Source organism: Proteus sp. FZP2095 (genome assembly GCF_023701425.1).
Taxonomy (GTDB): domain Bacteria; phylum Pseudomonadota; class Gammaproteobacteria; order Enterobacterales; family Enterobacteriaceae; genus Proteus; species Proteus cibarius.
Window position 1 is genome coordinate 1,986,983 of record NZ_JAMQBJ010000001.1, and the last position, 25,170, is coordinate 2,012,152.

Sequence of the window (25,170 nt, forward strand, 5' to 3'; positions counted from 1 at the left end):
GGATATAAAAGGAAATACGTTGCTCTACATGATGTTGCCGATGAACATCACGTATCCATTCGCTCACAAAAATCTGTTTTCCCCCGAAAACGTATCCCCGTATTGCTCTTTCATCTCCTCTTCTTTTTGTCTACGTTCCTCTTCCGCTTTCTGCGCATCTTCCATCTCACGCATTCTCACGTTATAGATTGATTGCTCTGGCATCTGTACACGAACGGAAATAAAGCGACCGGCTGGAATATCAATCGGAGCACCATCGCTGTAACCGTCAATATCATTACGGGCGAATTTAGGTGCGTTAGGGTGAGTACGGTGATAGGTTTTGATGAGAATAGAACCGTCCTCCATAACTTCAGAGTCTACCCATATCAACGGTTGTTTATTAACATCAAGTGGAATTTCAATACCACCATCGACACCGCCCCAGCCTGCATCGGCATTAAAGCCCAGTACCCCTTCAATGAGATATTCACCTTGTCCTACTCGAGTAACAGTTGCACCTTCTGATTCATCATTAGTAGTGAATGTGCCGTCTGGATTGATGTCGATGATTGGGGAGGCTTTTTTGATGAAACCATTACTATCTACTGTTGTGTTACTATCTCCCCATGTAGCCAACCATTTTGAGTAATTTCCTGTGTTGCGGATTCTATATGCTAACGCTCGAGAGTTTGCTTGTATGTACAGCATCTGACCCGTTCCATCCGCTCCGCCAGACCTAGCTGATGAAATTATAGGCCCAAAGGGGTCATAAAAATTTAACCCTGCACCACCACTGCCTGAGAAAAAACCACTTTCATCTATATCATCCGCATTGTTAATGGTCGGTGGGTATGGCATTTTTTTTGAGTTAGCGCCAACACCATAATCACCAGCAAGCATCATCATTCCGTTTTTATTGGGAATTTCAACGCTAAAATAAGAAAGACCTCTTTTATAACTCAACCACGCCCTATCTTCTGATTTATTAACTCTCAACCCAAGGTGTCGATCATCACCATCGACCGCTGTTATAAATTTAGACTCCACTGCTCCTTGGAATAATTGACTTGAATAAGATGTTTTATCAGCTCGATTACCAATATCCTCCTGCATCTTTTTAATACTATCGAGAGTGACAATCTCACCATTTGGCATTTCAACTTTTGTCTGCCCGGTCTGAGTCATCCATGTGTTCATTGCATCAAGGAAATACTCAACATAACTATTAATAGCGACCATTGTTCTTGCTGCATCACTATTATTATCTGGCTCAGTAATATGAATTGAGAATGTTGTATTCGTTGCTGTGGCTAATGCAGGTTGCGCTAATACTAATTCAGTGTCGGAATTAACGGATTTAATCATATACGGAATATTTGTTGTTCCCGATTTAATTAAAATAGTCATTCCGATATTAATAGCTGGATTATTATTTTTAAATTTAGTGCCAGTTCCGCGGACAATAGCAGACCCTGACACAGTAGAGACTGTGCCTGTTGTGTATATCATGAATAAGTTTCCTAGAGGTATAAATAAAGGGTTAATTAAATATTGAAGTAGTCGCTGAGTTCGATGCCGTATATGTCAAATTCTATTTTAAACGCATTACCGCCATCAGCCCCCCATGGCCCGCCATATTCTGATCTGATACTGTATATGTCATCCCAATAGACATTATTCCCGTCATTTCTAAAACCAAATCCTGTCCGCATATAAATAACATCATCTCTATTGCTTCCCTGTATTCTCCAGTTAACGAATTGTGCATCTGGAATAATCATTGGTTTTTTGAGTTTAGAAAACGAAGCTCCATTTCGATTACTAAATCGCGTTGTCTCTCCGAGCTTCATGGGTTTGTAGTTAGATGAAAATGTAATTTCTTTTTTATCGTTATAAATCACAATGCCATATTTTGGAGGAGTTAAAGTAAAGTTAGTGCAAAATATAACAACATACATTTCACATGAACTACTAACAACTAAACCCCTTGCTTTATTATATGAGAAGACAGTACCTGAATTTTTCGGTCGCACGAAAATAATGGGGTTCATTTCATCAGTAATATTTGATGGCATTCTCCAGCCATTATTTTTACCTGCATTTATTTGTACGATGTCAGCAAATACACAATACCCTCGCATTGAGGGCGTTAATTCACTAATACCATTCATTCCATGTAGACGTATTCCGTATGATTCACTATTTGATTTTGGGTAACCATAAAAATCAAACATGAATTCTGGGTCTCTTTCGTCATCTTCTGAATCTACTCGCGATCCCGCTGGCCTTTCATCAACATAAAAATTAAAATTATCACCGGATATATTATACGCTGTTACATTTGATGAGAACCAATAATAGGAACCGGGTATTTTGTATGTACGAGATACCACTCTTGGGATAATAATAATATTGTACTTTTCATATTCAGGAATATTGTGCTTCATTGTATTCCACCCTTCATTTATTGGGTAGAAATGGTTATTGTACCACCCTATTTTTGCTGAACCTAAATACCCCATAACCTGATTATCATCAGCATCTAAATAATATTCGTTGCCTATATCTGGTTTAACATAAACACCATACATGGTTATCTCCCTTCTATTTTTCCTATTTCAATCCTAATTTCTCCTTGAGCACCGTAAACCGCAATCCGTTCATTGGTGATAACGGTATGCGCACCCGTTTTATTTGTCCCTATATCTAATTCACCCCGGAACGTTCCTTTATTCATTTCAATATTGCTAGTTTTACCGTCAATCAAAAAACCATCCTTAGCGGGTACATAATCACCAGATTTAATATATTCGGTAACAACAACGGAATTAAGCCATGCCTCGTTAATAAAGGCCTCACGCATAAACAATTGCCCATTCTTGGCATACATGAATAATTCCATCTTGCCGTTTACTGGGTTATACCATGCGAAATTATTAGCGTTATAGCCTATAAAACTTTCAAGCTTGCCATTTTTAACTTGAGCACTAATAACTTGTCCTGCTGCGTTATATTTCACGTTGTTATGAACAATCGTGATATTGATTGAGTGTGTGACAACACCGTCACCAGCCTGATTGAAGGTGGCTTGCATTTTCTCCTGTATCATTCCCTCCTGTTCATCAAACTTAGCTTGAACTTGCGTTTTGCTTTCAGCAAATGCCTTGTTTGTGTTAGAGATGGCTTGAGAATTTGAAGCAATATCAGCCTGAGCCTTATCCATTTCTGTGCGAATTTCAGTAAAGCGCTGACCAAAAGCCTCGTCAAGTTTGGTAATTGAAGTTTGAGTTTCTTTAATTGCAGACGTGTTATCACCCACAGCGGAGTAAATTTCTTTAACTTCCTGTGCCCATGCTTCGTTATCCGTTGCACGAACTTGCCATAGCTCACTAATGCCAGCTTGAGATTCAGCATGTTTTATTAGCAACTGTCTGAAATTACGATGACTTGCGTTACTTAAAATAATTGCGGTCTCAGCATTCCAATCAAGCTTATTATCCAGCTCTTTAAACGCATCCGTTTCTCTAACCGTGTTATCTAAATCATCAAATATGTCGTCTGGCAATGAAACTGGAATACCTGAAGCTTCTACAAATGCAGATTTACCATAACTATTGATCGTTCGGATATAGAAATAGTAAGTGTGGCCAACTTTTAAATTCTCTTGCGTCCAGAAATTTCCTTGACCAACTTTGTTTGTTTTGGTGATCACTTCATTTTCAGAGAGATTAGCGAGTTTTTTCTCACTAAACCAAAACTCAAAGGTATAACCAAAAACAGCACTATCACCCTGTTTAGGTGACGCCGTTAAACTAAACATACCTGGCGTTATTTCAACACCGATTGGTGACGGAGGTGCTTGAATTGCAAAATCACTGATAGCCGGTGCAGACATAGCGCCAGCAACATTAATAGCTCTCACTTCGACACGATAAGTACCTCTCGTTAAACCGTTAATATCAACACGCTCACCCGGTACCTGAATAGACTGTATAACCTTGCCATTCTGGAGAATATTAACCGTGTTATAGCGAATATCAGATGCCACGTTCTGCCATGATATGTAACCTTGAACGATATCGGTGACAGCAAGAGGAACAAAAGCCAGATTGATCGGTGCTGGTACGCCACCAGTGGGTAGTTTAGTGAATGGAGGTCTAACAAAAGGTTTACTGGCTAAGTCTTCATAGATATAAGGACCATCTTCTTCGAGAGTAATCTCTACCCCCTCTGATGGGTGAAATTTCCAATCAGCAATGCGAAATTCTAAATCGCTAATCCCCAGCGAAGGTAATTCGAGTTTTACAACATCACCAGGGCGATAAGCATAACCATCTAAATTCATGTGCAATTGAATACGACGACCTGCGCGTTTTTTACGTAAATAGAGATTGGCTAGTCGATTGGCTTGGTATGGGCTAGTAACAAAACGATAGTCCATATTTTCTTTAATTTCTAAGCCATCTTCTTCTATCCATTCATCAATAACCACTGGCTCAAAATCGGTTTTGTTATACTGTTGTTCTGCGTCAACAAAAGTGCCATAAATCGCATTAGTTGCATCACGTAATGAAAGTTCGGGTGTCACCGTCACTGTATCGATAATTTGTGACTCATCAATCGTCAGTAGTGCTGGCCCATTATAGACTTGCATCATAATGCCATGCTTACCCGCTATATAAGTGGGCTCTCCAGCAATACATTTATGCATCATCTCTAATACAGAGGCAGGACTTTCTTCAAGTTCATAAGCGCCATTTAAAGTGTATCTAGGCTCACTTTTTCCATCTGGCGTTTGTACGGTTTCATCACAAATATCTGCTGCACTTTTAAATGCATCCCAATCAATATCGGAGTCTGGAACACCTAAGTAATGCCGATAGTAATCTAATATGATCAAAGCACCGTTATTTGACCATACTGTTTTTTCATTGCGAGGATCGTAAATTTCTTTTCCCCATAGTTCACTTTTAACATTAGGCACACCATAAGGGAACTTTTCTTGATCAAAGCGTAATGTTAAGCGTAACCATGCAAGCCCTCGACCAATCATATCCTCTTTCCATGAAGGGGCATGTTTTAATAGGTATGGATCCGCCTCAGTTCTACTGTTATGAAATTCGTATTGTGCGTTGTCGCCTAAATCTTCAATTTTGTCATCATTGAAATAAATTTGACCTAATTTATGGATAGGGTGGGATGCTATGGCTAATGCCATGTAGAGTTCTTCATTTTCGTCTTGCTCACCTTCCTCTTCTTCGGCAAAGAAAAGCAACCCTGACATCATTGTTTTACCTACAACCACCGTCTCAGGTGCAGAGGCAGAACGTAGCATCTGTTTACGTTCAGATTGGTCACGATAACCGGAACCAGGCACTTTATCTTTAAAAATAAACGCACTCGCCGCTTGAACAGCAATACCAGCAACAATCAATGCGGTACCCAACCCACCTGTAGCAATAACCCCTGCTATCATTAAGCCCGCAGAGACAACGCTTGTGACTGTCTTACCCATTTATTGTACTCTCCATGCTTTAATCGGTTTATTGCTCACAGCGCGAACTCCATCCGTTGAAACTGCCCACAATTTACCCGCCCACAAAACACCTAATGTATTTCCCTCATCCCCCTCAAACATCACAATGTCACCACGCCCTGCTTCGTTTGTTGGAACTTCATCAAAAAAACGGCTCACAGCGCCGTCCAATGTTCCAAACTCTTTTTGTAATACTCTGAATGCGCCTATCTTTGTTTTATAGCGCCCACGAATGCTTTCGCAGGGGTCAAAATCACAAACAGCAATGACGCAATCAGATGCAAACAAACAGCAATCATGTTCCCCCCATGCAAAAGGGTGATTTATGGCATTCTTTAAGGTTTCAGGAAGGCGAGTGGTCCATTGTGGGTGTCTCATGGTTTTCTCCAGACAATAAAAAACCCGCCGAAGCGGGTGTTTATATTCATTTTCTTTTACAGAGGATTTCTTTCTTTTTTACATTCTAAATTTAACTTTTCTACGGCTTGATCTATGGTATTTTTATTTTCTTTTGGCAAGAATGCTTGCAACATCCAAATCGTGTACCCGTACTCTGTTTTATGTCCAGCTAAAATAATGTTCTTATTTTCCAAATCAAAATAATAAACATATTTAAATAATTTATCGTCTTCTTTTTTTCTAGTTGGTTCCCCGTATTTTAATTCAAGATTATTTAGCATTTTTTTAAAGTCTATATCATATATTTCTTTATTTTTTATGAAGTAAAAATAGTCCACACCCATAAGTCCGTTAAAATTAATTACTTTATTTTCTGGTAAAAATATAAGTGTGTAGGTTTCATTTTTATTATTTAAACCATTAGGTAGACTTTCAGATTTAACTTTAACAAATGGACAATTTTCTTGATTATTTAAAATTTCAATATCGTTCCCTATTTCTTTTTTAAGTTTATTTATAGACATACCCCACTCTAGGCCAAAAGGAGCACTATATTTATTTTTATCTGAGTCGGATTTATCACATGAAGCTAAATTAGGTAAAATTAAAAGTATGGATAATAAAATAATAATATTTTTTTTCATTTAATCGACACCAATAATCAGAGTTATTTATAAATAAACGCAGGTGCACTTTTCTTGCTACCCCAATAAATAGCCCGATCAGCCATCTGCGCAACATAACGAAATATCCTATCGCCATTTTTACGTTTAGACCATGACTCATCAGTAAATCTGTCTGGTAATCCATAAGACCAACGTTCAAATCGATTAGAAACAGTAACTGCTATTTCATTCTCTTCACCCGTTGTAACACCAATGGTTGATATTTGGCCTGCAAATAAAACCTCAGCAAGCGCAGGTTTTCCTTCTTCATTTAATGCAACTAACATCAATTGTGCATTTCGCCCACGAACCCGCTCGTTCATCACTTCGCCAATCAAGGAAGAATCAAAACCCGAGAGTTTCATAATAAGTTGTTGTGGGCTAGTGGTCATATTTTCACCCACAGACTCAATGGCACCAAATTGTCCTACACCTTGGTAAACTTCACCTGCAATAATGATATTGCCCACACCAGTATGTGCTCTTACAACACCTGATTTGAGATCTAAACGAGAGGCAACAACCAAATAATACCCCTCGTTAATTGCCTTAACCATGTCATTACTAAAGGGATGATATTTCATGTTAAGGCCTCCTCGAATGACAAAGAAGTGCTAGTAAGTATGCCCGGTTTACGCTGGAAATTACCTTGATCGTTACTGGTTAGTTTAAAAATACCGTATGGCGTTTCATTTTCTATCAAATCATTTACTGCCGGTGCATAACGTAATATAGGGGCAATAGGAATTGTTGCGTTTCCTTGTGCATCACTAATCACATTAGCCGTCACTCTCTTTAGTTCATCATTTACAGTGATATAATCACCAATGCGTAAAACAATGCTATTGGGTAACCAGTCTTTACTCTCTAATAATTTTCCAGATTGATTGGGTTGGCTAACTTTAGGTTTACCGCGTTGAGTTAAACCAGAACGCGCCCAATCACTAATTTTCACTCGACCACTTTCACCATCTAACTCGGCAACAAACGCCTCTAAAACCCTTGCTTGCTCATCAGTCAAATTATTAAATGACATACTGCAACGCCAACGTGAGCCGGGAAAGCGTACGGTCTGTACACTTCCCGTAAAGGTTGATGTGAAGGTTTTGCTGTTACTCACGAGTTGCCAGCTTAATGTGGCTGGCACGATGTATTGTGGCCACGATAATATCATTGCCATTTATCGTAGATTCCTTCTTAACGTTCCATTGGTTTGAAAGTCTCGCATAATGTCAAATTTAGCTTTTGATGCACCTTGTTCTGCCCCCATTCTTGCTGCTTCCTGTATAGCTTGATAAAGCGCCTCATCACCATTGCCTGTTACATGAAACGTTTGATGAATAATAGTATCACCTGAAGCAGTAGAGTTACTTCCGGTTGCTCTAACGCCTAAAGAGCCATCAGGTCCACGTTTTAAGGGCATGATCGCCTCGCTTCCAGCTTCCCCCATCAGACCAAGATTAGGTGTACCACCTTTAGCAAAAGCAAATAACGTTGGCGAACTGATAACCTGATTACTGTACTGACTAAGGCTTGGTGAATTATAAGCTCCACCTTTTGCGTTTGCTTTTACACCAACTTTTCCCGTAGTTTTTGCACCCGCAGCGGCTTCGCCACCACCAAACACGCCACCAAATAACCCTGTTAACGCATTAGTAATTTGAGCTTGAATGGCGATACGGATCAAATCCGAAATAATAGAACTAGCAATAGAAGCTGAAAAATCCTTAATACCTTCAGAAAATGACTTTGTACGCATTAAAATACCAGTCATTGAATTCGCAGTTCTTTGTTCAATAGTATCAACCAAATTCATTTGCATACGTTGCCACATACCTTGAGAAGCATATAACTCTTTGCTAGCCTGATATTGAGCTTCCTTTGATTTATTGGTTGCTGCGACCATCAATTGCTCATAGCGCTCTTTGCTGATCATGCCATCGTTATAATAAGCCTGATAAAGCGCCTTTTGTTCTTCCAGTTGGTTTCTGAGTTGAATAACGGGATCTATTTCGCCAAGAATGCTGATATTAGGGAGAGAAATCCCTTTTGCTTGCTCTGATAATCGATACTTTGTCGTATCTTGTGCCATTTGGCGCCGTGCATACTGATATTCTTTTTCAGTTAATAACTGCTGATCAAAGAGTGATTTAAGCTCTTTTGTCATCTCTTGTTCATTGCGAATTGATGCACGCATAGGTGAGTATTTTTCCGCCAACTCTGCGCGCTGTTTCATGTGGTTTTCAGCATTGAGTGTTTTTAATCGCTCATACTCTTCTTGCTTCATGCCACCAGCTTTTAAGTTTTCTTGGAGCTTGCGCATCGTTTCAGATTCACTTAACGATATGCGTTCTAGGCTTGTTGCGTGTTCTTGCTCTATTTGCATTCGTAATTGATGATATTGGCTAACTTTTTGTGTAGAACCTGAAGCTAGGTCATTCCCTCCATCATTTCCACCGCCTCCGCTATCTCCCAGTGGCTTATCTTCTTTAGTCGGTTGACTAAAAACACCTTTTTCTATGGCTTCTTTTGTTCTTGTTTGTCGTTGATATTGAGTCTCTAAATCCTTATTTATATCTTCTAATTTTCCTAACGCACTTCGCCTATTTCGAAGCACCTCTTCAGGATCATCCCCAAAAGCACTGACCATGGCGTTACCAAACCAACCGCTGTCTTTTATTTCTGACATCGAGGTTTGTCTATCTTCAGAATATCTAGCTAACTCACCATAGATTCGAGATCTCTCAGCTTCTAATAAAGAAATATTTTCTGCGATTTCATCAGCCTGTATTTCTAATTTGACTCTAGATAAACGCTGAAGCTCTTCTATTGTTTCAGCAACTGAGCCCCGTAAACCATCAACCTTCAACTTAGCTTCATCAGCTTTAGTTGCAAAATAATAAATAGCTGAACCTGCTAAAGCCAAGACACCAACTGGTCCACCTAAGGCAGAAACAACACTTCGGAGTCCTAAGCTAGATGCTCGCAATGCCCTTTGACTATAAGACAGCTGATTGTTGGCTGCAGCAAGTTGTTGCTTACCTAACATTTCTAGTCGATTGGCTTCTCGAATCTGCCTATTTAATGCCAGATACTCTTTTTGATAATTAGCATTGATACCATGTTGCCTATTCAATATGGATTGAGTTGCTAGCCTTCTTGACTCTTGTTGGGCTAACTCTCTAGATGCTTTTGCTGAATCAATGGTTCTTTGAGCCGTTTCTCTCATTTGTTTGACATTATTTCTTACTGCAACTTCATTTTTCACCCACTCTTTGGTTTGATCTTGAAGTCCTCTCGTCATTCTGGCGCCAATGACGGGTAAGACAGCGTAAGTCGCAATATTGGCTAACGTAGAGAAATTGTTATTTAATGCATTCACAGCGGAAGTAACATTCTGAACACCTGTACGTAAAGGACCATCGGCACTGGTACCGACTTTAATCGCCAAGCCTTCAAACGACTTTTCCATTAATTCTAAATCAGCATTTAGATTTTGCGCTCGTTTTCCCGCTTGTTCATACGCTGTTTCTGTATCAGTGAGTGCCTTAGTTAAATCGACTAGCTGATCCCTGTTCTTAACTAAAATAGTACCCGCACTGACATTGGCGCGACCAAATATCTTTGTTGATGCAGTAGTAGAATAGTTTTTCTTGTCGAGGTTCTCTAATGCTGTGGCTAGGCCAACAACAGATGGACGCAAGTTTTTATCAGCTGAACGCTCCAAAGCCAATAGAACGTTACGCAACATCGTACCGGCAACTTCGGCCTTGATCCCTTTTCCTGCTAAAACTTGAATAGACGCATTAAGTTGTTCAAATGAAACACCAGCTTGAGAAGCAACGGTGCCACTTTTCACAATCGCTTGTGCTGTTTCGTTAATTTCAGATGCACCGTATTTCGCACCTGCTGCTAACACATTAATGTAACGCTCAGATGAGACAGCGGACTCACCAAACTGATTAAGACTTAAGGTAAGAGATTTCGCCGCATCGGCTAACTCAATACCTGAAGCTTGCGCCAAGGTAATCGATTTAGCCGTTACATCTTCTAAGGCTCCCGCTGTCTGCAGTAATGACGGTTTTGCTGACGCAATAAGTTTCATGGCATCCGCGACTTTTATTGCGCCAAATTCCGTTGTTCGCCCCATTTCTTGAGAAGCAATACTGTACTCTTTCATGCGCTCAATAGACGCACCCGTAATCGCACTCAGATCAGAAATTGCCTGACTATACTTGCGAGAAATATTTAAAATGCTACCAATGGATAAACTCACTCCACCTAACATCGCCAGTCGTCCTGCAACATTCGTCACTTGATGACTGATTGAATAAAAACCATCTGCAACCGCTTTTGTTTCACGCTTTGCTTTATTAGAAAAACGCTCTGTTTCACGCCCTGCATGGTTTAATGCGCCTGTAATATTGCTTCTAAAACTGGCGTCATTCAGCAATAGCCCAACCCGTAAATCGGCTAAATTAGTGGCCATAATATTATCTTCCTATCATTTTCATTACGTCAGAACATTGCTGTTCAACAGATTTAGATGTGCCTGTTGGTTGATGTGCACTTTCAGGAGAGGGAGGTATATCTGATAGTGGTATTACACCTGGTTTTTCTGATTTGAGCGCAAAATAAGCCTGCCAACCCAGTAGTGTATTGGCAGGCAAATTGAGAACGCGATAGGGATCAATTTCACCCAACTCTTCAGAAAGTTGATAAGCAAAATAGAGTAACGGGCTATCCGTTAGTTTTTTTTTGCCTCGTCTAATGTGCCAATGGAGTGTTGCTTCACGACGTTAATCGCTTCGATGAGGATCGCATTATCATGGACGTTAACCAATTCTTCTGGTTTGGGTAGTAACGATTTACTTATCGGTTTACCTTCATCATCAACCAAGCAATTCAGCAACATACCTACGTTTCGTAATGATGCCTCACGTAATTTGCCATGTTGATTTAATTCAGAAACCTCAAGTTCCAAATTCATCAACTCGTTAGCCGTCATACGACGAATGTTTACCTTTACTCCACATAGAATATCGACTTCGATAATTTGAGGTTTCGCTGTAAGTAAAGAGGCTTTTAATCCTTTCATTAACCCTGATCTCCTGTTGATGTTGCAGAAGAAGTTCCCCATACAAGGTTATTTTGTTTTCCTTTTACGGTGATCTGGATGGCTTCATTAGCAGGCGCTGAGATGTCATTTAATTCCCAGCCTGACAATGAAAGGATCATGGTTGCGGTACGTTTATTAGGAAGCTCGCAGTAAAACTGCACCGTTTCACGCTTTTCTGCTGCATTCAAGAACGCAACAAAGTTTTCATTTTCTGGATCATCAATGAAGCCTAACGACTTTTCAGGTCCTTCCGGTAAGTCAGAAATAAATTGTTTGTTTTTATCGATGAGTGTCGTGACGTCAACAAAGCTCCCTGATTGTCCTGTGGCACCTAATGCCTTACAGTTAACCAGTGGCTTCATTTGTTCAACGGTATCACCCGCTTTACCAAATTTCACAATAGTGCCCGCGGGAAGCATGGCGTATTCTGGCGATGTTTTTTGATCTGCCATTATTTTCACTCCTAAGTATATAAAGAAAGGGCATGGCGAATATGCTCAGTTAAGGTATTGAGCACCGCACGTTGGTTGTAATCGAGGGCTGGACGAATAAAAGGACGAGCAACTTGTTTGATGGTGCCGAACTCTTGAGCGCGAGCTTTCATATAATGAGGTTTTGTCGGTCCTACGGTGACCATAACAGCCCCATTCGTATTTTTTACTCGTGTCGTTTTGATGGTGATATTGTCTCGCATATGAGGTTCAGTGCTTTTTGCATCAAACCCTGCATGCGCTTCCATATCATCTTTCACAACTTGCATGGCTTCTCGCCCTGCATCGCGTAATATCTTGGTTTTTAACTCAACTTCTAACTGTTTTAATTTCCGACCTAATTCATCCAACCCTGTCACGCTAAGGTTGGTTATCACGTTGCATCCTCGGGATAAGTGATAATAAAATCGCGATAAATACGATAGATTTTGCGATTTTCCGTTTGCTCAATCATGTCCTGCAGAAAGTTACCCCGCTGAACGGTTTGAACAGGATAGTTGCCAATATAACCATGTTGGATGGACTCCCACTCACGACAGAGAGTCGATTCCAGTTTTAAGGCTTTTGGGTAGTCATCAGGTATTTGAATAACGATTTGGAAACGAGCTTGAACCAGTGATGTTCGGGCTAGCCCTGTGTTTATCTTGGGATCACTAATCCGTTGATAGATAATCCCTTCCAATTTATCTGAAGGAAGTTTTAGCGGATAAGCTAATAGCTCCGTAATACGCTCCAGATCGGCTTTAATATCAGCTTCTATCATGTTGAATATTCGCCTCTGTGGTAATAATTGCTCTATCTGACTGATTACGATCAACAGCCCGAACGGTAAATAATCGCCCCTGATAGCCCACCAGCCACCCCAGATCAACATCAGAGCGAGGGCGAACAGTGAAATGATAGGTTTCAATTACCTGATCTTGGTCAGCTGTACGAATCTTACGGTTCGACATCGATTCTGCTTTGCCCCATACCTCAGCCACTTTTTTTGGAACGACTTTTTCACTCCCTAAATCATCACGTTCAGTAACATAGTGAGAAAGAGAGATGCGTTTATTTAGTTCACCGGCTTTCATCATTCCTCACAGATTAATATGACGATAGGGATCGAGTAGTAATTTAAATCCTGCTGGTAATATGGCTGTTTCTCTATTTTCATAGAAATTACCAACGGCCAGCATAAGAGCTAATTCAATATCATCAGTGATCAATAAACCGTCAGGATCTTCCTCTGGAATATCCTTTTCGTAGAGATGTCGATTGATATACCCTTCAGCTCGTTGCTTTGCCGCCATCAGATAAGTTTTCAGTAATTCATCTTCTAAGGTATTACCCTCATCCAATCGACATTGCTGCTTCAATTTTTCTAGTGTGGGTAGTGGCATAAATCCCCCAATACCTGCGACCATCCAGATCGTAGGCACAAAAAAACCGCAATTAAGCGGTACTTGATTGATTCAGTGTTATTTAAAACTATTTTGTCGCACTTTTACCCACCAGCGCTTTAATTGCAGAAGTATCTTCAAGTATGCAATCAAAACGATGGAAAGCTAAGAACGCAGTTTGGTCATATTCTGCGTAACGTTCAACTAAACGCTTCAGGGTCATGTAGGTCACACGACGTAAAATGAAGCGGTCAAAGTCACCACAGAAGATGAATTTTTTACCCGCTTCCATTTTGTCGATCGCCTGATCAACTACATACTGCATACCTAAAATTTGTGCAGGGGCAACACCTGAAATGGACGGAAGCCATAAAGGGCGTTTTTGCGCATCTTCCATTAGTTTTAGGTTTTTCAGTGTGTCATCATTAAAAGCAAGACGGAATTTAGGGCTATTACGGTACGCAGGGTCAATCGCATGTTCTAACTCGGTAATATCTTTCCAACTTAATGAGGCGCCGGCGACATCAACAGTATTAGTCACCGCTGTTTCTAAGCCTAATGGTTGTACAGGTGATCCCTTGCCAGTGCCTTTAATCAAGTATTTAGCTTCACCACGACCAATGCGCTGAGCAATACGTGAAGCCAGATACGCTTGAATATCTACACCACTGTCTTGCAATAATTCATTGGAAACGCGGATAATTTTTGATGTAAGTTTTTTAGCCCCTAAAATGGCAGTACCAAACTCAACATCTTGTTCACCTGCTGCGGTATTTTCGCCCAACAATTCCCCTTCTTCATCAGTACCATCGGATGTTGACCAGGTAATATCTTGACCGGTGGCAGTTGATAAAATTTGAGCCACACTGGCAATACCGCCATAGGCTTTCATTTGATCAACAATTTTATTCAACATCTGAGTAGGAACGGTATAGCCCCCTTTCTCATCAGGCGAAGTACCCTGTGCACGAAGTTCTTTGACCGCTTGGCGTTCTTCAGCAGTGAGTTCACCAAAACCACAACGCAGGAAGCGATCAAACGCTTGATTGCGACGCTCTGCTTGCTCTGTTTCAGGGTTATTCGGTTGTTGACCACGCTGTTCTTTCTCTTTGTCATCAACCAAATCTTGATCTAATGAGCGTAGTTGCTCTTCACGCTGAATCTGAGCATCTAAATTTTCAAGTTCAGTTTGCGCTTTATTCCATTGAGTGCGTTGCTCTTCAGTCATCACACCATCACCCACTTTTTCGTGAATGGCGCGCATATCAATCGCGATAGTGTTACGTTTTTGTTTTAATTCATGAAGCTTCATAGTCATAGTATTACCTTATGCATTGAGTAAAGTCATAAGACGCTCACGCGCCAATTTTTGATTAATTGCTTTTTGGAGATCGCCACTGTCTCTGGCTTCTTTCCATGCATTCATTGAACGAACCGCGGAGTCTGCATCTTGATACGCCGGATAGGTGACGGGGCTGACATCATAGAGTCGAGAAAATCGGGTTATTTCACGAATAACGACACCCTCATCATCTTGGTACCAGTCTTCACCATCCCGCGCGACACGAAAGGCAAAAGAACTTTGATTGATATCGCCACGTTGCATTGGTGCCAACACTAAATCACGAATGGTTTGTGTATCAGGTGCCGTAATATCGTAAATAAGCCCACGTTCATTGACGCTAAGCGACAAGGTTCCTGCGGTTGTTCGCCCTAAAATATAATTTGGATCGTGATTAAATAACCCGCGCACATCATCATTGAGTACATCATCAAATGCGCCCGGCTTAATGATTTCACGGAACCCATAAATCAGCTCAGATCGGGAATCGAAAACAGAGCCTAAACCCACGATATGTGTCAGTTTATTTTCTTCTCCTGCTTCCGCCCGAACCTCACCGACATAACATCGTGTTTCTTTTTCACTGCTCATCGTTATCCCCTTTCGGTTCTTCTGTTTTTCCCCCTGCGAACTGAGTCGCATTGACGCTCACTAGCATTTCATCAAGACCATCAACAGGATTCATATCCTCAAAGGCACGCGCCTCATTACGGCTCATCCAACCATCCGTAATCGCAAAGTGGTAGAAATCAGCACGTTCTTTTGGTGTTCCACGTAGTAATCCCGCTAAATTAAATCGCACATAAAATCCGGCTGTTCTCTCTTGTCGAGTGAATAAGCGTCGATTTAACTCCTGCTCCCAGTTCACCACCCACGGCATGATGGTATGTCGTACAAACTGGATGGATTGCTCTGAGATGTTTGAGAAAGTAGCTTTTTCGAGGTCGTTAATCATGTGAGCCGGCACATTGAAGATCCCTGCAATCATTGAGCGATTCAGTTTCAACATATCAATCAGTTGTGCATCAACAGGAGAAACAGTCAGCGCCTTGTAATCCAGATCGGCAGGTAAAAGCATGGTTTTATTTTCTTGACTTCGTAACATTCGGGAAGCTTTTTGCCACATATCTTTCAGTCGCTCCCAGCCGTCTTTCTGTAAATCACCCTTCACTGAGACGATACCTGCCGGACGAGCATTACCACCGAAAAACGAACTTGTGTATTTTTGCCCGGACATACCCATGCCGATGGTTTCCGCATGTTGAATGATTGGGCTGATCCCCATTCTTTGATTATTCCCTAACGCCCGAATATGGATCATGTCATCGGGGCTAATAGCAAAGTTACCCAATTCGTTATAAACGCCGTAAGTGTATCGACCACCGGTATTAAGCAGTGTGGTTTCCCACGGCATACAGGCTTCTAGGTTTGTCACCTCGCCTTTTCGGTCACGAATAACTTGGGTATAACCATTTCCCCAACCCAACACATGACGCTCTTTTGTTTCGCGCCACTTATAACTGGTTTGCCACTCGTTAGGCTCATCATGAACTAAATAAAACAAAGGATGATCACGCGCAGTTTCTACCCTATTACCCGACTTTCGCATTACATGCAGTGGCATCTGGGCAATAGACGATGAAAGCACATAAATACAGGCATAGACTGCTGCTAATTTCATGGATGTTTCAGGGCTAACATATACATCAGCCGTAAATAATCCGTCATTATCAATAGAGTCAGCCGTAATCGGTGTGTTAGGATTCTCTAAACTGGATGAGTCGTTGCGAAATAGAGCATCAATTAACACGTTTCCCCCTCATAGCTACCGCCAAGGCATAGGTTATTGCAATGCAACCACCGATAATCAGCGTGTTAGCAACACCATATTTTAGATAACACCCCGCCATAACCGCACCAACACCAGCCAGTGCAGTGATATCAAGTAATAAGTTTTTCATAGGAATAAAAGGTCTTCGTTAGGATCTAAAGAGGAAAGGAAGTCACGCTCTTCATGTAGCATTGCTCGCCCAATTGCCATAATTAATGCAACTGCACCGTCAATTTTGTTCTCGTTCTGCTCTTTAATGGGCCTCACCACATCGTCATTACCTGGTAGATATTTACCAACCACATTCCCCATACACCATGTCATAATCGGATTACCATCATGATGAAAGCGCCCAGAAGCAATTGCAGCTTCAAGCTCTTTCATTGGATCCGACATATTTGTGTAGTTTTGAACGATTGTGATAGGGTTTAGCCCTTCATCGGCTAACTGATGCGATAAGTTAGTTGCTCCATGAGGGTCAATTGGGCTTTCACTAATGGGTGTATTGAGGTTATCTGCTATTGCATCTTCCAAAATAACGCGGTAATCAATCTCCGCGCCATCAGTGAGGGTTAAATGTTTTGTTTCTACCCATTTTTTAAATCGCTCTGCAGTACGCTGATTTTCAATATCAGCACTAAAAACTGCATTGTAGGGCACATAAAAACTGGGTGAAATGCAGTAATAATGACGTTTGCCTTCTATTTCACGAGTAAACAACTTTACCCGCGAATTCATATCGATTTTTCTAGCTAAGTCAAGAGCTTGATAGCAAGACTGACCTTCAAACATCTCTAACGTGAGTGTTTTATCTTCACACGCTCGCCAACTCAACATATTAAAGAAAGCCGAACGAGCAGAAACCCAAATATTTAAATGTTTAGTTTTGAAAATACTGGCTAATCGAGGGTTATTTTTAGCTCTATTTTGCTGACTAATAAGAAACTCACTATAAACAGAAACCCCCATATTGGGATTAGCTTTCTTCAGTGTATTCGGATCAGTCCAATCATCTTTTTCATCAACGGTATAAATGACACCAAATAATTCATCATTAGGCACTGTTCCATTGAGCATTTCGATCACTTCACGGCGCTTATCGTAACAAGGCCCTTCGATATTATAACCCGCCGTTGTGATAGCCCACATCAACGGCTGACGTCTTGCCCCCATTCCGGTTAGCATTGTTGTGTAAAGGGAGTCAGTATCATGCTCATGGTATTCATCCACAATTGCACAATGTGGAGACTGACCATCACCCGGGTCACCAATCAGCGGTTCAAAGCGCGCCCCATCTTCAGGGCGATTCATGTTTTTTGCATTAACCTCAATGCCAAATGCCTCGGTTAACAACGGAGTGCGCTTACACATCAACTTAGCTGGTCTAAATACTTCCCATGCTTGTTTTTCTGTCGTAGCACCAGAATAAACCTCTGCACCAAATTCGTTATCACAAGTAAAGCAATACAGCGCAACGCCTGCGGAAATAGCTGATTTCCCATTTTTACGCGGAATTTCGGTATACACCTCACGAAAGCGACGAAGTTTTGTTCCTTTTTGAACCCACCCAAATGCACTGCAAACAATAAAGAGTTGCCAAGGTTCAAGCGTAATAGGCATTCGTTTAAATGCCCACTCACCTTTGGTGTGGGGCAATAACTGAATAAACTTTGCAGCTTGCTCGGCTAAATCCTTATCAAATCGATAGCGAAATTTTCGCGATTTCTCTTGTGCCATATCATCAATATGTCGCTGACAGGCATCAATCACATACTGACATGCCACAATCTTGCCACGCACCACATCACGCGCATATTGATTTGCCGCATTGACGTTCGGGTAAGATTTACGGCTCATGATGAAATAATCCTCATAAAGGGGTTATCTTGCTTTTTTTGCCCCGCAAGGCCAATTAATCGCTGACGACTACTCGGATCTAAACCCAACATTGCGCCCGTGCGATCCATTTCACTTTCTTGTTCTTTTTTTGTCGTTAAATCAGGGTTTTTTATTGGCCCTCCCGTGGCGCCAATTAAGCGAGTACCATCACGCATGATCGCAATTACCGCATTACGCCAAATATGATAGGCGACACACCAACGCTCAAGCACAGCGAGATCGGTAATACATAATATGCCTTGACCACAAAGCTCCTTGATTGTGACTTCCCACATAACAACAGCAAGCTCTAGTTTGTTTTCGGTAAACCAATCTGGTGGCGTCACGCCTTTTAGTGGTGTGAATACCGGCTCGTCTTTATTGAGTGCTCGTTTTCCCGGATTACCGGCCAATTCTTTTCTGGCGGTAGGCTTCGGGCGACGACCAGATTTGCCCGGAGTGCCAGCCATAAATAAACCTCCAAATAATTCAGGATCCGATGCATAAATATGGCTAAACAATTAGCCAGTTTTAATTTCATTTTTCGCGGGTATAAAAATTGACTTAAGGGGGCGGTCCTAGGTGGCGAGAGTGGTAGGGATTTGACCCGCCCCTCCCCTATGAGGAATGGCACTGTTATCCTTGACCAAGATTACCTTTCATCTGCTGTTCTGCACCGATATAGCCCACAGCAAGCAATGCTTCACCATCAGGGTATTTAGTCAGTAACTTTTTTATTTCAGTAATACAATGTTCAACCTTCACTTTGCTTTGTTCGGGAAGTTCAGCAACCAACCCTTTAAACATAAGTAAGGTCTGCTCATCTTGCGTCATTTTATTCTTTCCTTTGCTGTCTTAGCTCTATGACAGGACCAGCACAGGCTTTGCAGGTTACTATCATCATCGGTACCCCCATGTGCTTTAGCAGTGATGTGGTCAACTGTTTTGGCTTCGGTGGCTTGTCCTACTCTTAAGCATTCCTGACACAGATACTTATCACGCTTGAGTATACGGACTCGCAGTTTATCCCACTTGGTACCATAACCACGTTGGTGGCGAGACTTACCACGCTGGTGGGTTTCCCATCCTAAGTTCTGATGGTCTTCACAGTAACCGTTACGTTCTGTTGTTGTCTTCGCGCATCCCTGTTTACGACATGCTCTTGGTATGCGAGGTGGCATGTGATCTCCTATAACCTAAAGAGGAGAATAATCCTCATTGATTTTAAAGGCGGGATTTCTCACCTTTACTTCTGACTACACCATGTTCGATTAATAGCATCAGACCATGCCTGTTGATCTGCCTGTCTTAATCTAGTGAGTTCAGCTATAGCAACATCTTGTCGATCTGCTCGCATATGTAAATCTGCTAGTTGAGCATTGATGTCTAGTTCTGACTTATTACTGACAAGCACACCTTTGAATTCAGCAGAATTAATAAAGGCATCTTTAATAAAGAATTCACCAGAAGACTGAAAGAAGAATGGTGGGATTGATTTAGGCTTCACGCCTACATCTTGTATTAGTTGCTTAATACGATTGAGTTGTTCTTCTAACTTATTTAACTCACTTGTATCCACTGAGACTTTTAATTGAATAGTGTTATCTGACATAATGTTCTCCAATAAAAAAGCCACCAGTGATTAACTGATGGCTATCTAAATAAACTCTATCAACGCCACTCAATGAATGACGTTTGTAGAATTAAATAGGTTTATGTCTCTCCATAGTCACGCCGTTTCTTCTACCTACAGCTGACGTTGCTGATAATGACCGAAAAATAACAAAATGGTGGTATTCATTGTTTTTGATTCTCACTATGCGCTATCTGTCGAGAATAAAACAGGTCATGGCTAACATAGGAGACAACGACAACGCTACGTCTTCTTCTATTGGCACGAAATAAAAATAGCAGTATGATTAATATGTATTTATTTTTTGCTTAAATTCAGCCACCCTGTGAAATCAAACTCACAGGGTTATTTTTATATTGTGCTGTTTATTTAAGTGGGAGATAGATAAGAATAATCAATCTGGTATATATATTTACCTAAGCTATACTAAGTAAACATCGCTATACTTTAATTGATATCTTGTTAGTTTGCCCTCGTACCCTACGTAGGGCTTTTTTTTAGTTCACACACTCCGTCCTAATGTAATCCTGTAATCCCAATATCACTTGCTCTGATTCTGCAATTCGCTCTCTGAGTAACCAATAATTTCTGATAGCGGTGTCAGTAGGTCGGGCGGTGGTTGCATCATCCATGCTGGTGGTGGGATTACTGGTGCTCTTTGGACACTCGGCTTTGATGTACACCCTGTCAGGATTACGCCCAGCACTAACGCGCAACCTATCAATTTCAGCTTTTGCATTTGTAAGTTCCGTCGCGTGTTTTGTATCAAGTTCATGAAGTGAGTTAATGCGCTTTTCGTAGTCGGCCATTTCAGCCACGAGAGAGTCGTTTGTTTTCTTTAGCTCTTTATTCTCTTTACCAAGTTCAATCATTTCTTTGGTTGAAAAGAATAGAGCAACACACAAAGCTCCCCATAATAAAATGGGAAACCAGGGCTTTAACTTATTCACAACTACCCCTCGTTATTTTACCTTTACCCGTTTCCATCAAAATAAAATCAAGTACCATTTCCCCTGCTTTTTCTTTTAGGCTCTGAATTTTATTTTCATGTTGAGGCTTAACATCCTTCCAAGCGTTTAACCCTTTGCCAAACTTACTCGCAATCGCTTCATCTCTTTTAAAATCAGCACAAGCTTCATTGAGTTGTTCCATCACGCTTAACTTGCGAGGGTTAACAACCACCCCTTCTGTCCAATATTGATAAAGGACATCATCGCATTCATCCTGAAATCGAATAACGTTACCTCTAATTTCAGGTTTAACTTTGTTAGGGTAAATAGTCAGCATCCAAGCTGAAAGTTTTCTAAGTTGTAGGCAAATCATTGATTGCTCACCACCCTTAGAAGGTATTGCGATTTCCACAATACCTTTACTAAAGCGTTTTTTTAACTTAGTAAACTGTGATGCCCAATTTAATCCCATACCTTCAATTATTGGCTTCATGGGAACATACGGCTCATTGTTATGCTCAACAACATAAAGCTCGTTATCATAAAATGGAACAGTAATTGTATTAGTCATAGTGTCTACCTTATTTAGTAATGAACCTTTGCCGAAATAGGAAATCAGCCCATCGAAGCGACACCAGCTTTAACTGATCCCCTCAAAGGCTCATTACCTAAATATTGGCTCGATGTGATTTGCACTTTCGGTGTGCGTAAAACGTGGATACAAAAAAGCCCCGCAAATGCGAGGCTATGAGATAGGATTAATTATTGAGTTAAAGTAACAACCAAGCATCTTCAAAGACTTTTTGTGAATACGGTTGATAGCCCAACTCAACGCCCACGATTGCTTTTGCTAAAGAGATAGCAACTGACTTTGATTGAGTATCTATCTTGTCATTAATACCAACACCAATCTCTTTTGATGCACGGCTAACATAACCATTCGTGTTGTTCTCAACTGGCGGTGCATACTTATTAATAATTGCTGATACTGAGTTCAAACCATATTTACGTTGATATGTTTGAGTTAGTTTATAAATTGCTCTGATGCCATACTCAGGCGACTCAAAGACACAGAATCGAGGGTTAGGAACTCCCGTTTCAATTCCGACTAAACCTTTCCATTTATTACGTGGGTTATAGTCAATGTTGCCTGGGTTGTTATTGCGTTCACCGCGTGCGGGTCTAGTCATCTTTCAGCCCTGCCTTACCCTTAATGAGTTTACTTAATCCATCCACACCGACATACCCAATGAATACACTAGCCAGATATGCCAATTCATGATTAAGTCCAAGTAGCGTTAAGAGGTCCTTTACAAACCATGCAAACAACGCACACATGGCACCATCAAATAACGTTTTCCTCCAGCCACCTCCGTTGTATTTACCACGTAGAATAGCCATGCTAGTTGCTAGCGCTGCGCTAATGCCTTGTTCCTTATGGGCGTCGATAACTTGGAATACTTGATCCCAAAACTCAGGGGTTTCTTTCATATGACTCATACTCACCCCCTATTTGGAGGAATTAGTTAATAGGATGCCACGCACAGCTCTTGTGTGAAGTGATTAGTGTGTGATTGATACTGTGGTCTGCATAAGTGAGGCTCCTTTCGGGATTCGAACCCAAGCCGTCCATCCGAAGATAGCCGTTCTACCATATTGAAACTAAAGGAGCATATACGAAACCATTTCGGTGATATCAACAAAATGGTAGAAATAAAAAAAGCCACCGAAATGACCTTACTGGCAAGCTTTTCTGCCTCTGGAAATAACCCGAACAGTATCACCTGTTACTGTCGTAATGTAAGCATGATCTGTACGCTTAATATCAAATGAAGGGATAGCATCTTTCTTTGTGTGTTCAACCCGCGCCACGATATCTTTATTTTCTGATTCTGGGTAAAACTCTAGGCGGTACATTTCTCCTAAGCAGTGGACTTCTTCCACTTTACGACCTTCACGTTCAGTAATTAATTTAAGTGCGTACATAATTTCGTTCCTTATTTTAGATAATAAAAAAGACCGCCTAGGCGATCTTTAATTAACTCACACACTTTTATTTATGATCTATGGCATGCCTGACAGCACCAATAACAACCATCCGCAGTTTTATAACCTTTAGCCTTTGCTTGAGCAACAGCCTGTGTGCAATTAGAAAATAATCCTAAATACTCTCTATTTAATATAGTAGGTAAATGACTACAACCTTCTTTATGCACTTCATAATCTCCATGGTTGTCAGTGGATGTGTGAACATAATAACGATACATAAATACCTCCTGTTTTTGTGTACACAAAGAGATAATATGTTAATTATACTTACTATTAGATCACATACTACTGAGCCATTCGAGTTCATAGTGGTTTTATTGTGGTTTTTTCATGCATTCAGAGCAAAGAACCACCATACCAGAAGTGACTCTTTTTGCTTCTTGGATAGCATTATATTCTCCAAAATAGTATCCAAGATAAAATCGTCTCTCGGTTAAAAGAACTTTTTTACAAGCGTCTTTATGTAATGTGAACCCTATACCATTTATTGCGTTTGTTAAATAGTAGTCCATCGCTCATTCCATGTTTAGTTTCATTATTATGTTTTTTAAAATTAGCAAAAGAATTATAACGATACAACCGATAACACCATTAATACTTACCCACAAAGATAAGTATTACACAAATAACAAAAACCTCGCCAAACGAGGTTTTGAAAAAACTATCAATAATCTCACGATATATAGAGTCTTATGAGTAATAACGTTTTCAGTCTGTGGGATTAATATTTCCAGACTTCTTGAGCAATCTCTTTTACTAATGCAATTTTATCCCATTGTTGCTCTTCAGTTAATGCATTCCCTTCTTCAGTTGATGCAAATCCACATTGAGTACTTAAACATAGTCGATCTAATGGTACGAACTTACTAGCTTCATAGATTCGCTCTATTACTTTTTGTTTACTCTCTAACTCTCCAGTTTTTGAAGAAATTAATCCCAGAACAACTTTTTTATTGCCTGAAACATAAGATAACGGGGAGAAATCACCAGCTCTATCTGTATCAAACTCTAAATAATATGCTGATACATTTTCTCTTCCAAAAAGGATCTCAGCAATCGGTCCATAGCCACCACTAGCTGCCCATGTAGAGCGATAATTACCTCGGCAAACATGCGTTGTTAACACTAAATCTGATGGTGCGTTTTTAATAGCTTCATTATTCAAATAAACAAGCGTTTCCGCTAATGAGTTTATATCATTGCTTATTACAGTATGATCTGAATGGCATGAGCAACTATTTACACTTTCGCTCTCAGCAATACCTGAGTTGTGATATCGAGAATCAACCATCATGCCCCAAGTACAATCATCTAATTGCAAATTACGACACCCTACAAGATATAACTCTTTTATGAACTCTTGATAAGCACCAATAATATCGTTAATTAACTCATCTTTTGAAGAATAAATTACATTAGTGCTATCTAAATTCTCTGGCCGATAAAGCTCTTTGAAAAATTGAGCTGGTGCTGGGATCGTTAAACGAGGAACAATATTATCTTCAGCAAATTTCAACAAAAATGAAAAATGTTCAATAAAAGGGTGGTTATTTCCAGAGATTTTCCCTGTTAATCGAGCCGTCTCTGGACGAGTTTCAATACCATCGAATGAATATCCTTTAGATAAAAAGGCTTTTTCAACGCCGTTTAATCCCCACATAAAGTCTAAATGCCACCAGCTACGACGAAACTCACCATCGGTAATAACATGTAATCCGGCTTTTTTCTGCTTTTCTACTAACTCAATGATTGCTTTATCTTCTATTTTTTTTAATTCATGGCTAGAAATAGTGCCATTAGCATAATCGCTACGCGCTTTATGTAGATATTCAGGTCGAAGGTAACTACCAACGACATCAGCTTTAAATGGAGGGATGTTAGTGCTCATTCAATATATCCTATATTTTCTT

Annotated in this window: 32 protein-coding genes and 1 tRNA gene; all 33 read right to left on the reverse strand. The window is 40.5% G+C overall.

Features of this window, described 5'->3' with window-relative positions; genetic code table 11:
* Positions 1-63: 63 nt before the first annotated feature.
* Positions 64-1,491 carry a phage tail fiber protein gene (locus NBG71_RS09535; protein WP_250916803.1) on the reverse strand — a complete coding sequence of 476 codons (1,428 nt, stop codon included), beginning with the start codon at positions 1,489-1,491 and terminating at the stop codon, positions 64-66.
* Between the two features lie 35 nt (positions 1,492-1,526).
* A complete protein-coding gene (locus NBG71_RS09540) occupies positions 1,527-2,573 on the reverse strand; it encodes a DUF6453 family protein (RefSeq protein WP_250916804.1) in 1,047 nt (348 codons plus the stop codon).
* A gap of 2 nt (positions 2,574-2,575) precedes the next feature.
* Entirely contained in the window at positions 2,576-5,497 is a 2,922-nt protein-coding gene (locus NBG71_RS09545) for a phage tail tip protein J-related protein (protein WP_250916805.1), read from the reverse strand.
* Positions 5,498-5,896 (reverse strand): DUF6950 family protein, encoded by a 399-nt coding sequence (locus NBG71_RS09550; RefSeq protein WP_036904980.1) that lies wholly within the window; start codon positions 5,894-5,896, stop codon positions 5,498-5,500.
* Between the two features lie 56 nt (positions 5,897-5,952).
* Positions 5,953-6,561, reverse strand: a complete 609-nt coding sequence (locus tag NBG71_RS09555) for a hypothetical protein (RefSeq protein WP_036904977.1) — start codon at positions 6,559-6,561, stop codon at positions 5,953-5,955.
* Positions 6,562-6,584: 23 nt separating this feature from the next.
* Positions 6,585-7,166 (reverse strand): hypothetical protein, encoded by a 582-nt coding sequence (locus NBG71_RS09560; protein WP_036904975.1) that lies wholly within the window; start codon positions 7,164-7,166, stop codon positions 6,585-6,587.
* Positions 7,163-7,762, reverse strand: coding sequence for a hypothetical protein (locus tag NBG71_RS09565; protein WP_250916806.1), 600 nt, complete (start codon positions 7,760-7,762; stop codon positions 7,163-7,165). The genes NBG71_RS09560 and NBG71_RS09565 overlap by 4 nt, the downstream gene beginning before the upstream one ends.
* Positions 7,763-11,071 (reverse strand): phage tail tape measure protein, encoded by a 3,309-nt coding sequence (locus NBG71_RS09570; protein ID WP_250916807.1) that lies wholly within the window; start codon positions 11,069-11,071, stop codon positions 7,763-7,765.
* A gap of 4 nt (positions 11,072-11,075) precedes the next feature.
* Positions 11,076-11,252, reverse strand: coding sequence for a hypothetical protein (locus tag NBG71_RS09575; RefSeq protein ID WP_250916808.1), 177 nt, complete (start codon positions 11,250-11,252; stop codon positions 11,076-11,078).
* Between the two features lie 77 nt (positions 11,253-11,329).
* Entirely contained in the window at positions 11,330-11,680 is a 351-nt protein-coding gene (locus NBG71_RS09580; RefSeq protein WP_036904969.1) for a phage tail protein, read from the reverse strand.
* A complete protein-coding gene (locus NBG71_RS09585) occupies positions 11,680-12,153 on the reverse strand; it encodes a hypothetical protein (protein WP_006533916.1) in 474 nt (157 codons plus the stop codon). The genes NBG71_RS09580 and NBG71_RS09585 overlap by 1 nt, the downstream gene beginning before the upstream one ends.
* 11 nt (positions 12,154-12,164) lie before the next feature.
* The gene (locus tag NBG71_RS09590; protein ID WP_190306338.1) at positions 12,165-12,566 is read right to left on the reverse strand and encodes an HK97-gp10 family putative phage morphogenesis protein; all 402 of its coding nucleotides are present in this window, start codon (positions 12,564-12,566) and stop codon (positions 12,165-12,167) included.
* The gene (locus tag NBG71_RS09595; protein ID WP_219495060.1) at positions 12,566-12,955 is read right to left on the reverse strand and encodes a hypothetical protein; all 390 of its coding nucleotides are present in this window, start codon (positions 12,953-12,955) and stop codon (positions 12,566-12,568) included. The genes NBG71_RS09590 and NBG71_RS09595 overlap by 1 nt, the downstream gene beginning before the upstream one ends.
* Positions 12,942-13,268 carry a phage head closure protein gene (locus tag NBG71_RS09600; RefSeq protein WP_219495059.1) on the reverse strand — a complete coding sequence of 109 codons (327 nt, stop codon included), beginning with the start codon at positions 13,266-13,268 and terminating at the stop codon, positions 12,942-12,944. The genes NBG71_RS09595 and NBG71_RS09600 overlap by 14 nt, the downstream gene beginning before the upstream one ends.
* 6 nt (positions 13,269-13,274) lie before the next feature.
* Positions 13,275-13,616: a head-tail connector protein gene (locus NBG71_RS09605; RefSeq protein WP_373274750.1), complete on the reverse strand. Its 342-nt coding sequence runs from the start codon at positions 13,614-13,616 to the stop codon at positions 13,275-13,277.
* Between the two features lie 49 nt (positions 13,617-13,665).
* Positions 13,666-14,889 (reverse strand): phage major capsid protein, encoded by a 1,224-nt coding sequence (locus NBG71_RS09610; protein WP_219495111.1) that lies wholly within the window; start codon positions 14,887-14,889, stop codon positions 13,666-13,668.
* 15 nt (positions 14,890-14,904) lie between these two features.
* Positions 14,905-15,510: an HK97 family phage prohead protease gene (locus NBG71_RS09615; protein ID WP_219495058.1), complete on the reverse strand. Its 606-nt coding sequence runs from the start codon at positions 15,508-15,510 to the stop codon at positions 14,905-14,907.
* Entirely contained in the window at positions 15,500-16,729 is a 1,230-nt protein-coding gene (locus tag NBG71_RS09620; RefSeq protein ID WP_219495057.1) for a phage portal protein, read from the reverse strand. The genes NBG71_RS09615 and NBG71_RS09620 overlap by 11 nt, the downstream gene beginning before the upstream one ends.
* On the reverse strand, positions 16,719-16,880 hold the full coding sequence (locus NBG71_RS09625) for a hypothetical protein (RefSeq protein ID WP_006533924.1): 162 nt from the start codon (positions 16,878-16,880) through the stop codon (positions 16,719-16,721). The genes NBG71_RS09620 and NBG71_RS09625 overlap by 11 nt, the downstream gene beginning before the upstream one ends.
* Positions 16,877-18,607: a terminase large subunit gene (locus NBG71_RS09630; RefSeq protein WP_161769682.1), complete on the reverse strand. Its 1,731-nt coding sequence runs from the start codon at positions 18,605-18,607 to the stop codon at positions 16,877-16,879. The genes NBG71_RS09625 and NBG71_RS09630 overlap by 4 nt, the downstream gene beginning before the upstream one ends.
* On the reverse strand, positions 18,604-19,098 hold the full coding sequence (locus tag NBG71_RS09635) for a phage terminase small subunit P27 family (protein ID WP_161706117.1): 495 nt from the start codon (positions 19,096-19,098) through the stop codon (positions 18,604-18,606). The genes NBG71_RS09630 and NBG71_RS09635 overlap by 4 nt, the downstream gene beginning before the upstream one ends.
* A gap of 166 nt (positions 19,099-19,264) precedes the next feature.
* Complete coding sequence (locus NBG71_RS09640; RefSeq protein WP_109850079.1) at positions 19,265-19,462, reverse strand: hypothetical protein; 198 nt, start codon at positions 19,460-19,462, stop codon at positions 19,265-19,267.
* The gene (locus NBG71_RS09645) at positions 19,459-19,809 is read right to left on the reverse strand and encodes an HNH endonuclease (RefSeq protein WP_219495055.1); all 351 of its coding nucleotides are present in this window, start codon (positions 19,807-19,809) and stop codon (positions 19,459-19,461) included. Before NBG71_RS09645 ends, NBG71_RS09640 begins: the two co-directional genes overlap by 4 nt.
* A gap of 65 nt (positions 19,810-19,874) precedes the next feature.
* A complete protein-coding gene (locus NBG71_RS09650) occupies positions 19,875-20,240 on the reverse strand; it encodes a hypothetical protein (RefSeq protein WP_250916809.1) in 366 nt (121 codons plus the stop codon).
* Positions 20,241-20,758: 518 nt separating this feature from the next.
* Entirely contained in the window at positions 20,759-21,133 is a 375-nt protein-coding gene (locus NBG71_RS09655; protein ID WP_425355736.1) for a lysis protein, read from the reverse strand.
* A gap of 70 nt (positions 21,134-21,203) precedes the next feature.
* A complete protein-coding gene (locus NBG71_RS09660) occupies positions 21,204-21,782 on the reverse strand; it encodes a phage antirepressor N-terminal domain-containing protein (protein WP_075673907.1) in 579 nt (192 codons plus the stop codon).
* Between the two features lie 199 nt (positions 21,783-21,981).
* The gene (locus tag NBG71_RS09665) at positions 21,982-22,401 is read right to left on the reverse strand and encodes a structural protein (protein ID WP_161711123.1); all 420 of its coding nucleotides are present in this window, start codon (positions 22,399-22,401) and stop codon (positions 21,982-21,984) included.
* Entirely contained in the window at positions 22,394-22,711 is a 318-nt protein-coding gene (locus tag NBG71_RS09670) for a phage holin, lambda family (protein ID WP_250916811.1), read from the reverse strand. The genes NBG71_RS09665 and NBG71_RS09670 overlap by 8 nt, the downstream gene beginning before the upstream one ends.
* Before the next feature lie 99 nt (positions 22,712-22,810).
* A tRNA-Pro gene (locus tag NBG71_RS09675) sits at positions 22,811-22,883 on the reverse strand.
* Between the two features lie 65 nt (positions 22,884-22,948).
* Positions 22,949-23,197 carry a hypothetical protein gene (locus tag NBG71_RS09680; RefSeq protein WP_115350921.1) on the reverse strand — a complete coding sequence of 83 codons (249 nt, stop codon included), beginning with the start codon at positions 23,195-23,197 and terminating at the stop codon, positions 22,949-22,951.
* Between the two features lie 71 nt (positions 23,198-23,268).
* A complete protein-coding gene (locus NBG71_RS09685; RefSeq protein WP_115350920.1) occupies positions 23,269-23,478 on the reverse strand; it encodes a hypothetical protein in 210 nt (69 codons plus the stop codon).
* Between the two features lie 96 nt (positions 23,479-23,574).
* Positions 23,575-23,772 (reverse strand): hypothetical protein, encoded by a 198-nt coding sequence (locus NBG71_RS09690; RefSeq protein WP_064720843.1) that lies wholly within the window; start codon positions 23,770-23,772, stop codon positions 23,575-23,577.
* A gap of 209 nt (positions 23,773-23,981) precedes the next feature.
* On the reverse strand, positions 23,982-25,148 hold the full coding sequence (locus tag NBG71_RS09695) for a 5-methyltetrahydropteroyltriglutamate--homocysteine S-methyltransferase (protein WP_064720844.1): 1,167 nt from the start codon (positions 25,146-25,148) through the stop codon (positions 23,982-23,984).
* Positions 25,149-25,170 lie beyond the last annotated feature (22 nt).

Coding starts and splice junctions, on each gene's coding strand:
- NBG71_RS09660 (WP_075673907.1), bottom strand. CDS start 21,782: ATGACTAATACAATTACTGTTCCATTTTATGATAACGAGCTTTATGTT.
- NBG71_RS09655 (WP_425355736.1), bottom strand. CDS start 21,133: ATGATTGAACTTGGTAAAGAGAATAAAGAGCTAAAGAAAACAAACGAC.
- NBG71_RS09695 (WP_064720844.1), bottom strand. CDS start 25,148: ATGAGCACTAACATCCCTCCATTTAAAGCTGATGTCGTTGGTAGTTAC.
- NBG71_RS09610 (WP_219495111.1), bottom strand. CDS start 14,889: ATGAAGCTTCATGAATTAAAACAAAAACGTAACACTATCGCGATTGAT.
- NBG71_RS09555 (WP_036904977.1), bottom strand. CDS start 6,561: ATGAAAAAAAATATTATTATTTTATTATCCATACTTTTAATTTTACCT.
- NBG71_RS09570 (WP_250916807.1), bottom strand. CDS start 11,071: ATGGCCACTAATTTAGCCGATTTACGGGTTGGGCTATTGCTGAATGAC.
- NBG71_RS09580 (WP_036904969.1), bottom strand. CDS start 11,680: ATGAAAGGATTAAAAGCCTCTTTACTTACAGCGAAACCTCAAATTATC.
- NBG71_RS09615 (WP_219495058.1), bottom strand. CDS start 15,510: ATGAGCAGTGAAAAAGAAACACGATGTTATGTCGGTGAGGTTCGGGCG.
- NBG71_RS09625 (WP_006533924.1), bottom strand. CDS start 16,880: ATGAAAAACTTATTACTTGATATCACTGCACTGGCTGGTGTTGGTGCG.
- NBG71_RS09600 (WP_219495059.1), bottom strand. CDS start 13,268: ATGAAAGCCGGTGAACTAAATAAACGCATCTCTCTTTCTCACTATGTT.
- NBG71_RS09585 (WP_006533916.1), bottom strand. CDS start 12,153: ATGGCAGATCAAAAAACATCGCCAGAATACGCCATGCTTCCCGCGGGC.
- NBG71_RS09540 (WP_250916804.1), bottom strand. CDS start 2,573: ATGTATGGTGTTTATGTTAAACCAGATATAGGCAACGAATATTATTTA.
- NBG71_RS09595 (WP_219495060.1), bottom strand. CDS start 12,955: ATGATAGAAGCTGATATTAAAGCCGATCTGGAGCGTATTACGGAGCTA.
- NBG71_RS09650 (WP_250916809.1), bottom strand. CDS start 20,240: ATGTCAGATAACACTATTCAATTAAAAGTCTCAGTGGATACAAGTGAG.
- NBG71_RS09685 (WP_115350920.1), bottom strand. CDS start 23,478: ATGTATCGTTATTATGTTCACACATCCACTGACAACCATGGAGATTAT.
- NBG71_RS09645 (WP_219495055.1), bottom strand. CDS start 19,809: ATGCCACCTCGCATACCAAGAGCATGTCGTAAACAGGGATGCGCGAAG.
- NBG71_RS09545 (WP_250916805.1), bottom strand. CDS start 5,497: ATGGGTAAGACAGTCACAAGCGTTGTCTCTGCGGGCTTAATGATAGCA.
- NBG71_RS09635 (WP_161706117.1), bottom strand. CDS start 19,098: ATGGCTGGCACTCCGGGCAAATCTGGTCGTCGCCCGAAGCCTACCGCC.
- NBG71_RS09690 (WP_064720843.1), bottom strand. CDS start 23,772: ATGGACTACTATTTAACAAACGCAATAAATGGTATAGGGTTCACATTA.
- NBG71_RS09680 (WP_115350921.1), bottom strand. CDS start 23,197: ATGTACGCACTTAAATTAATTACTGAACGTGAAGGTCGTAAAGTGGAA.
- NBG71_RS09640 (WP_109850079.1), bottom strand. CDS start 19,462: ATGACGCAAGATGAGCAGACCTTACTTATGTTTAAAGGGTTGGTTGCT.
- NBG71_RS09670 (WP_250916811.1), bottom strand. CDS start 22,711: ATGAGTCATATGAAAGAAACCCCTGAGTTTTGGGATCAAGTATTCCAA.
- NBG71_RS09630 (WP_161769682.1), bottom strand. CDS start 18,607: ATGAGCCGTAAATCTTACCCGAACGTCAATGCGGCAAATCAATATGCG.
- NBG71_RS09560 (WP_036904975.1), bottom strand. CDS start 7,166: ATGAAATATCATCCCTTTAGTAATGACATGGTTAAGGCAATTAACGAG.
- NBG71_RS09535 (WP_250916803.1), bottom strand. CDS start 1,491: ATGATATACACAACAGGCACAGTCTCTACTGTGTCAGGGTCTGCTATT.
- NBG71_RS09665 (WP_161711123.1), bottom strand. CDS start 22,401: ATGACTAGACCCGCACGCGGTGAACGCAATAACAACCCAGGCAACATT.
- NBG71_RS09565 (WP_250916806.1), bottom strand. CDS start 7,762: ATGGCAATGATATTATCGTGGCCACAATACATCGTGCCAGCCACATTA.
- NBG71_RS09550 (WP_036904980.1), bottom strand. CDS start 5,896: ATGAGACACCCACAATGGACCACTCGCCTTCCTGAAACCTTAAAGAAT.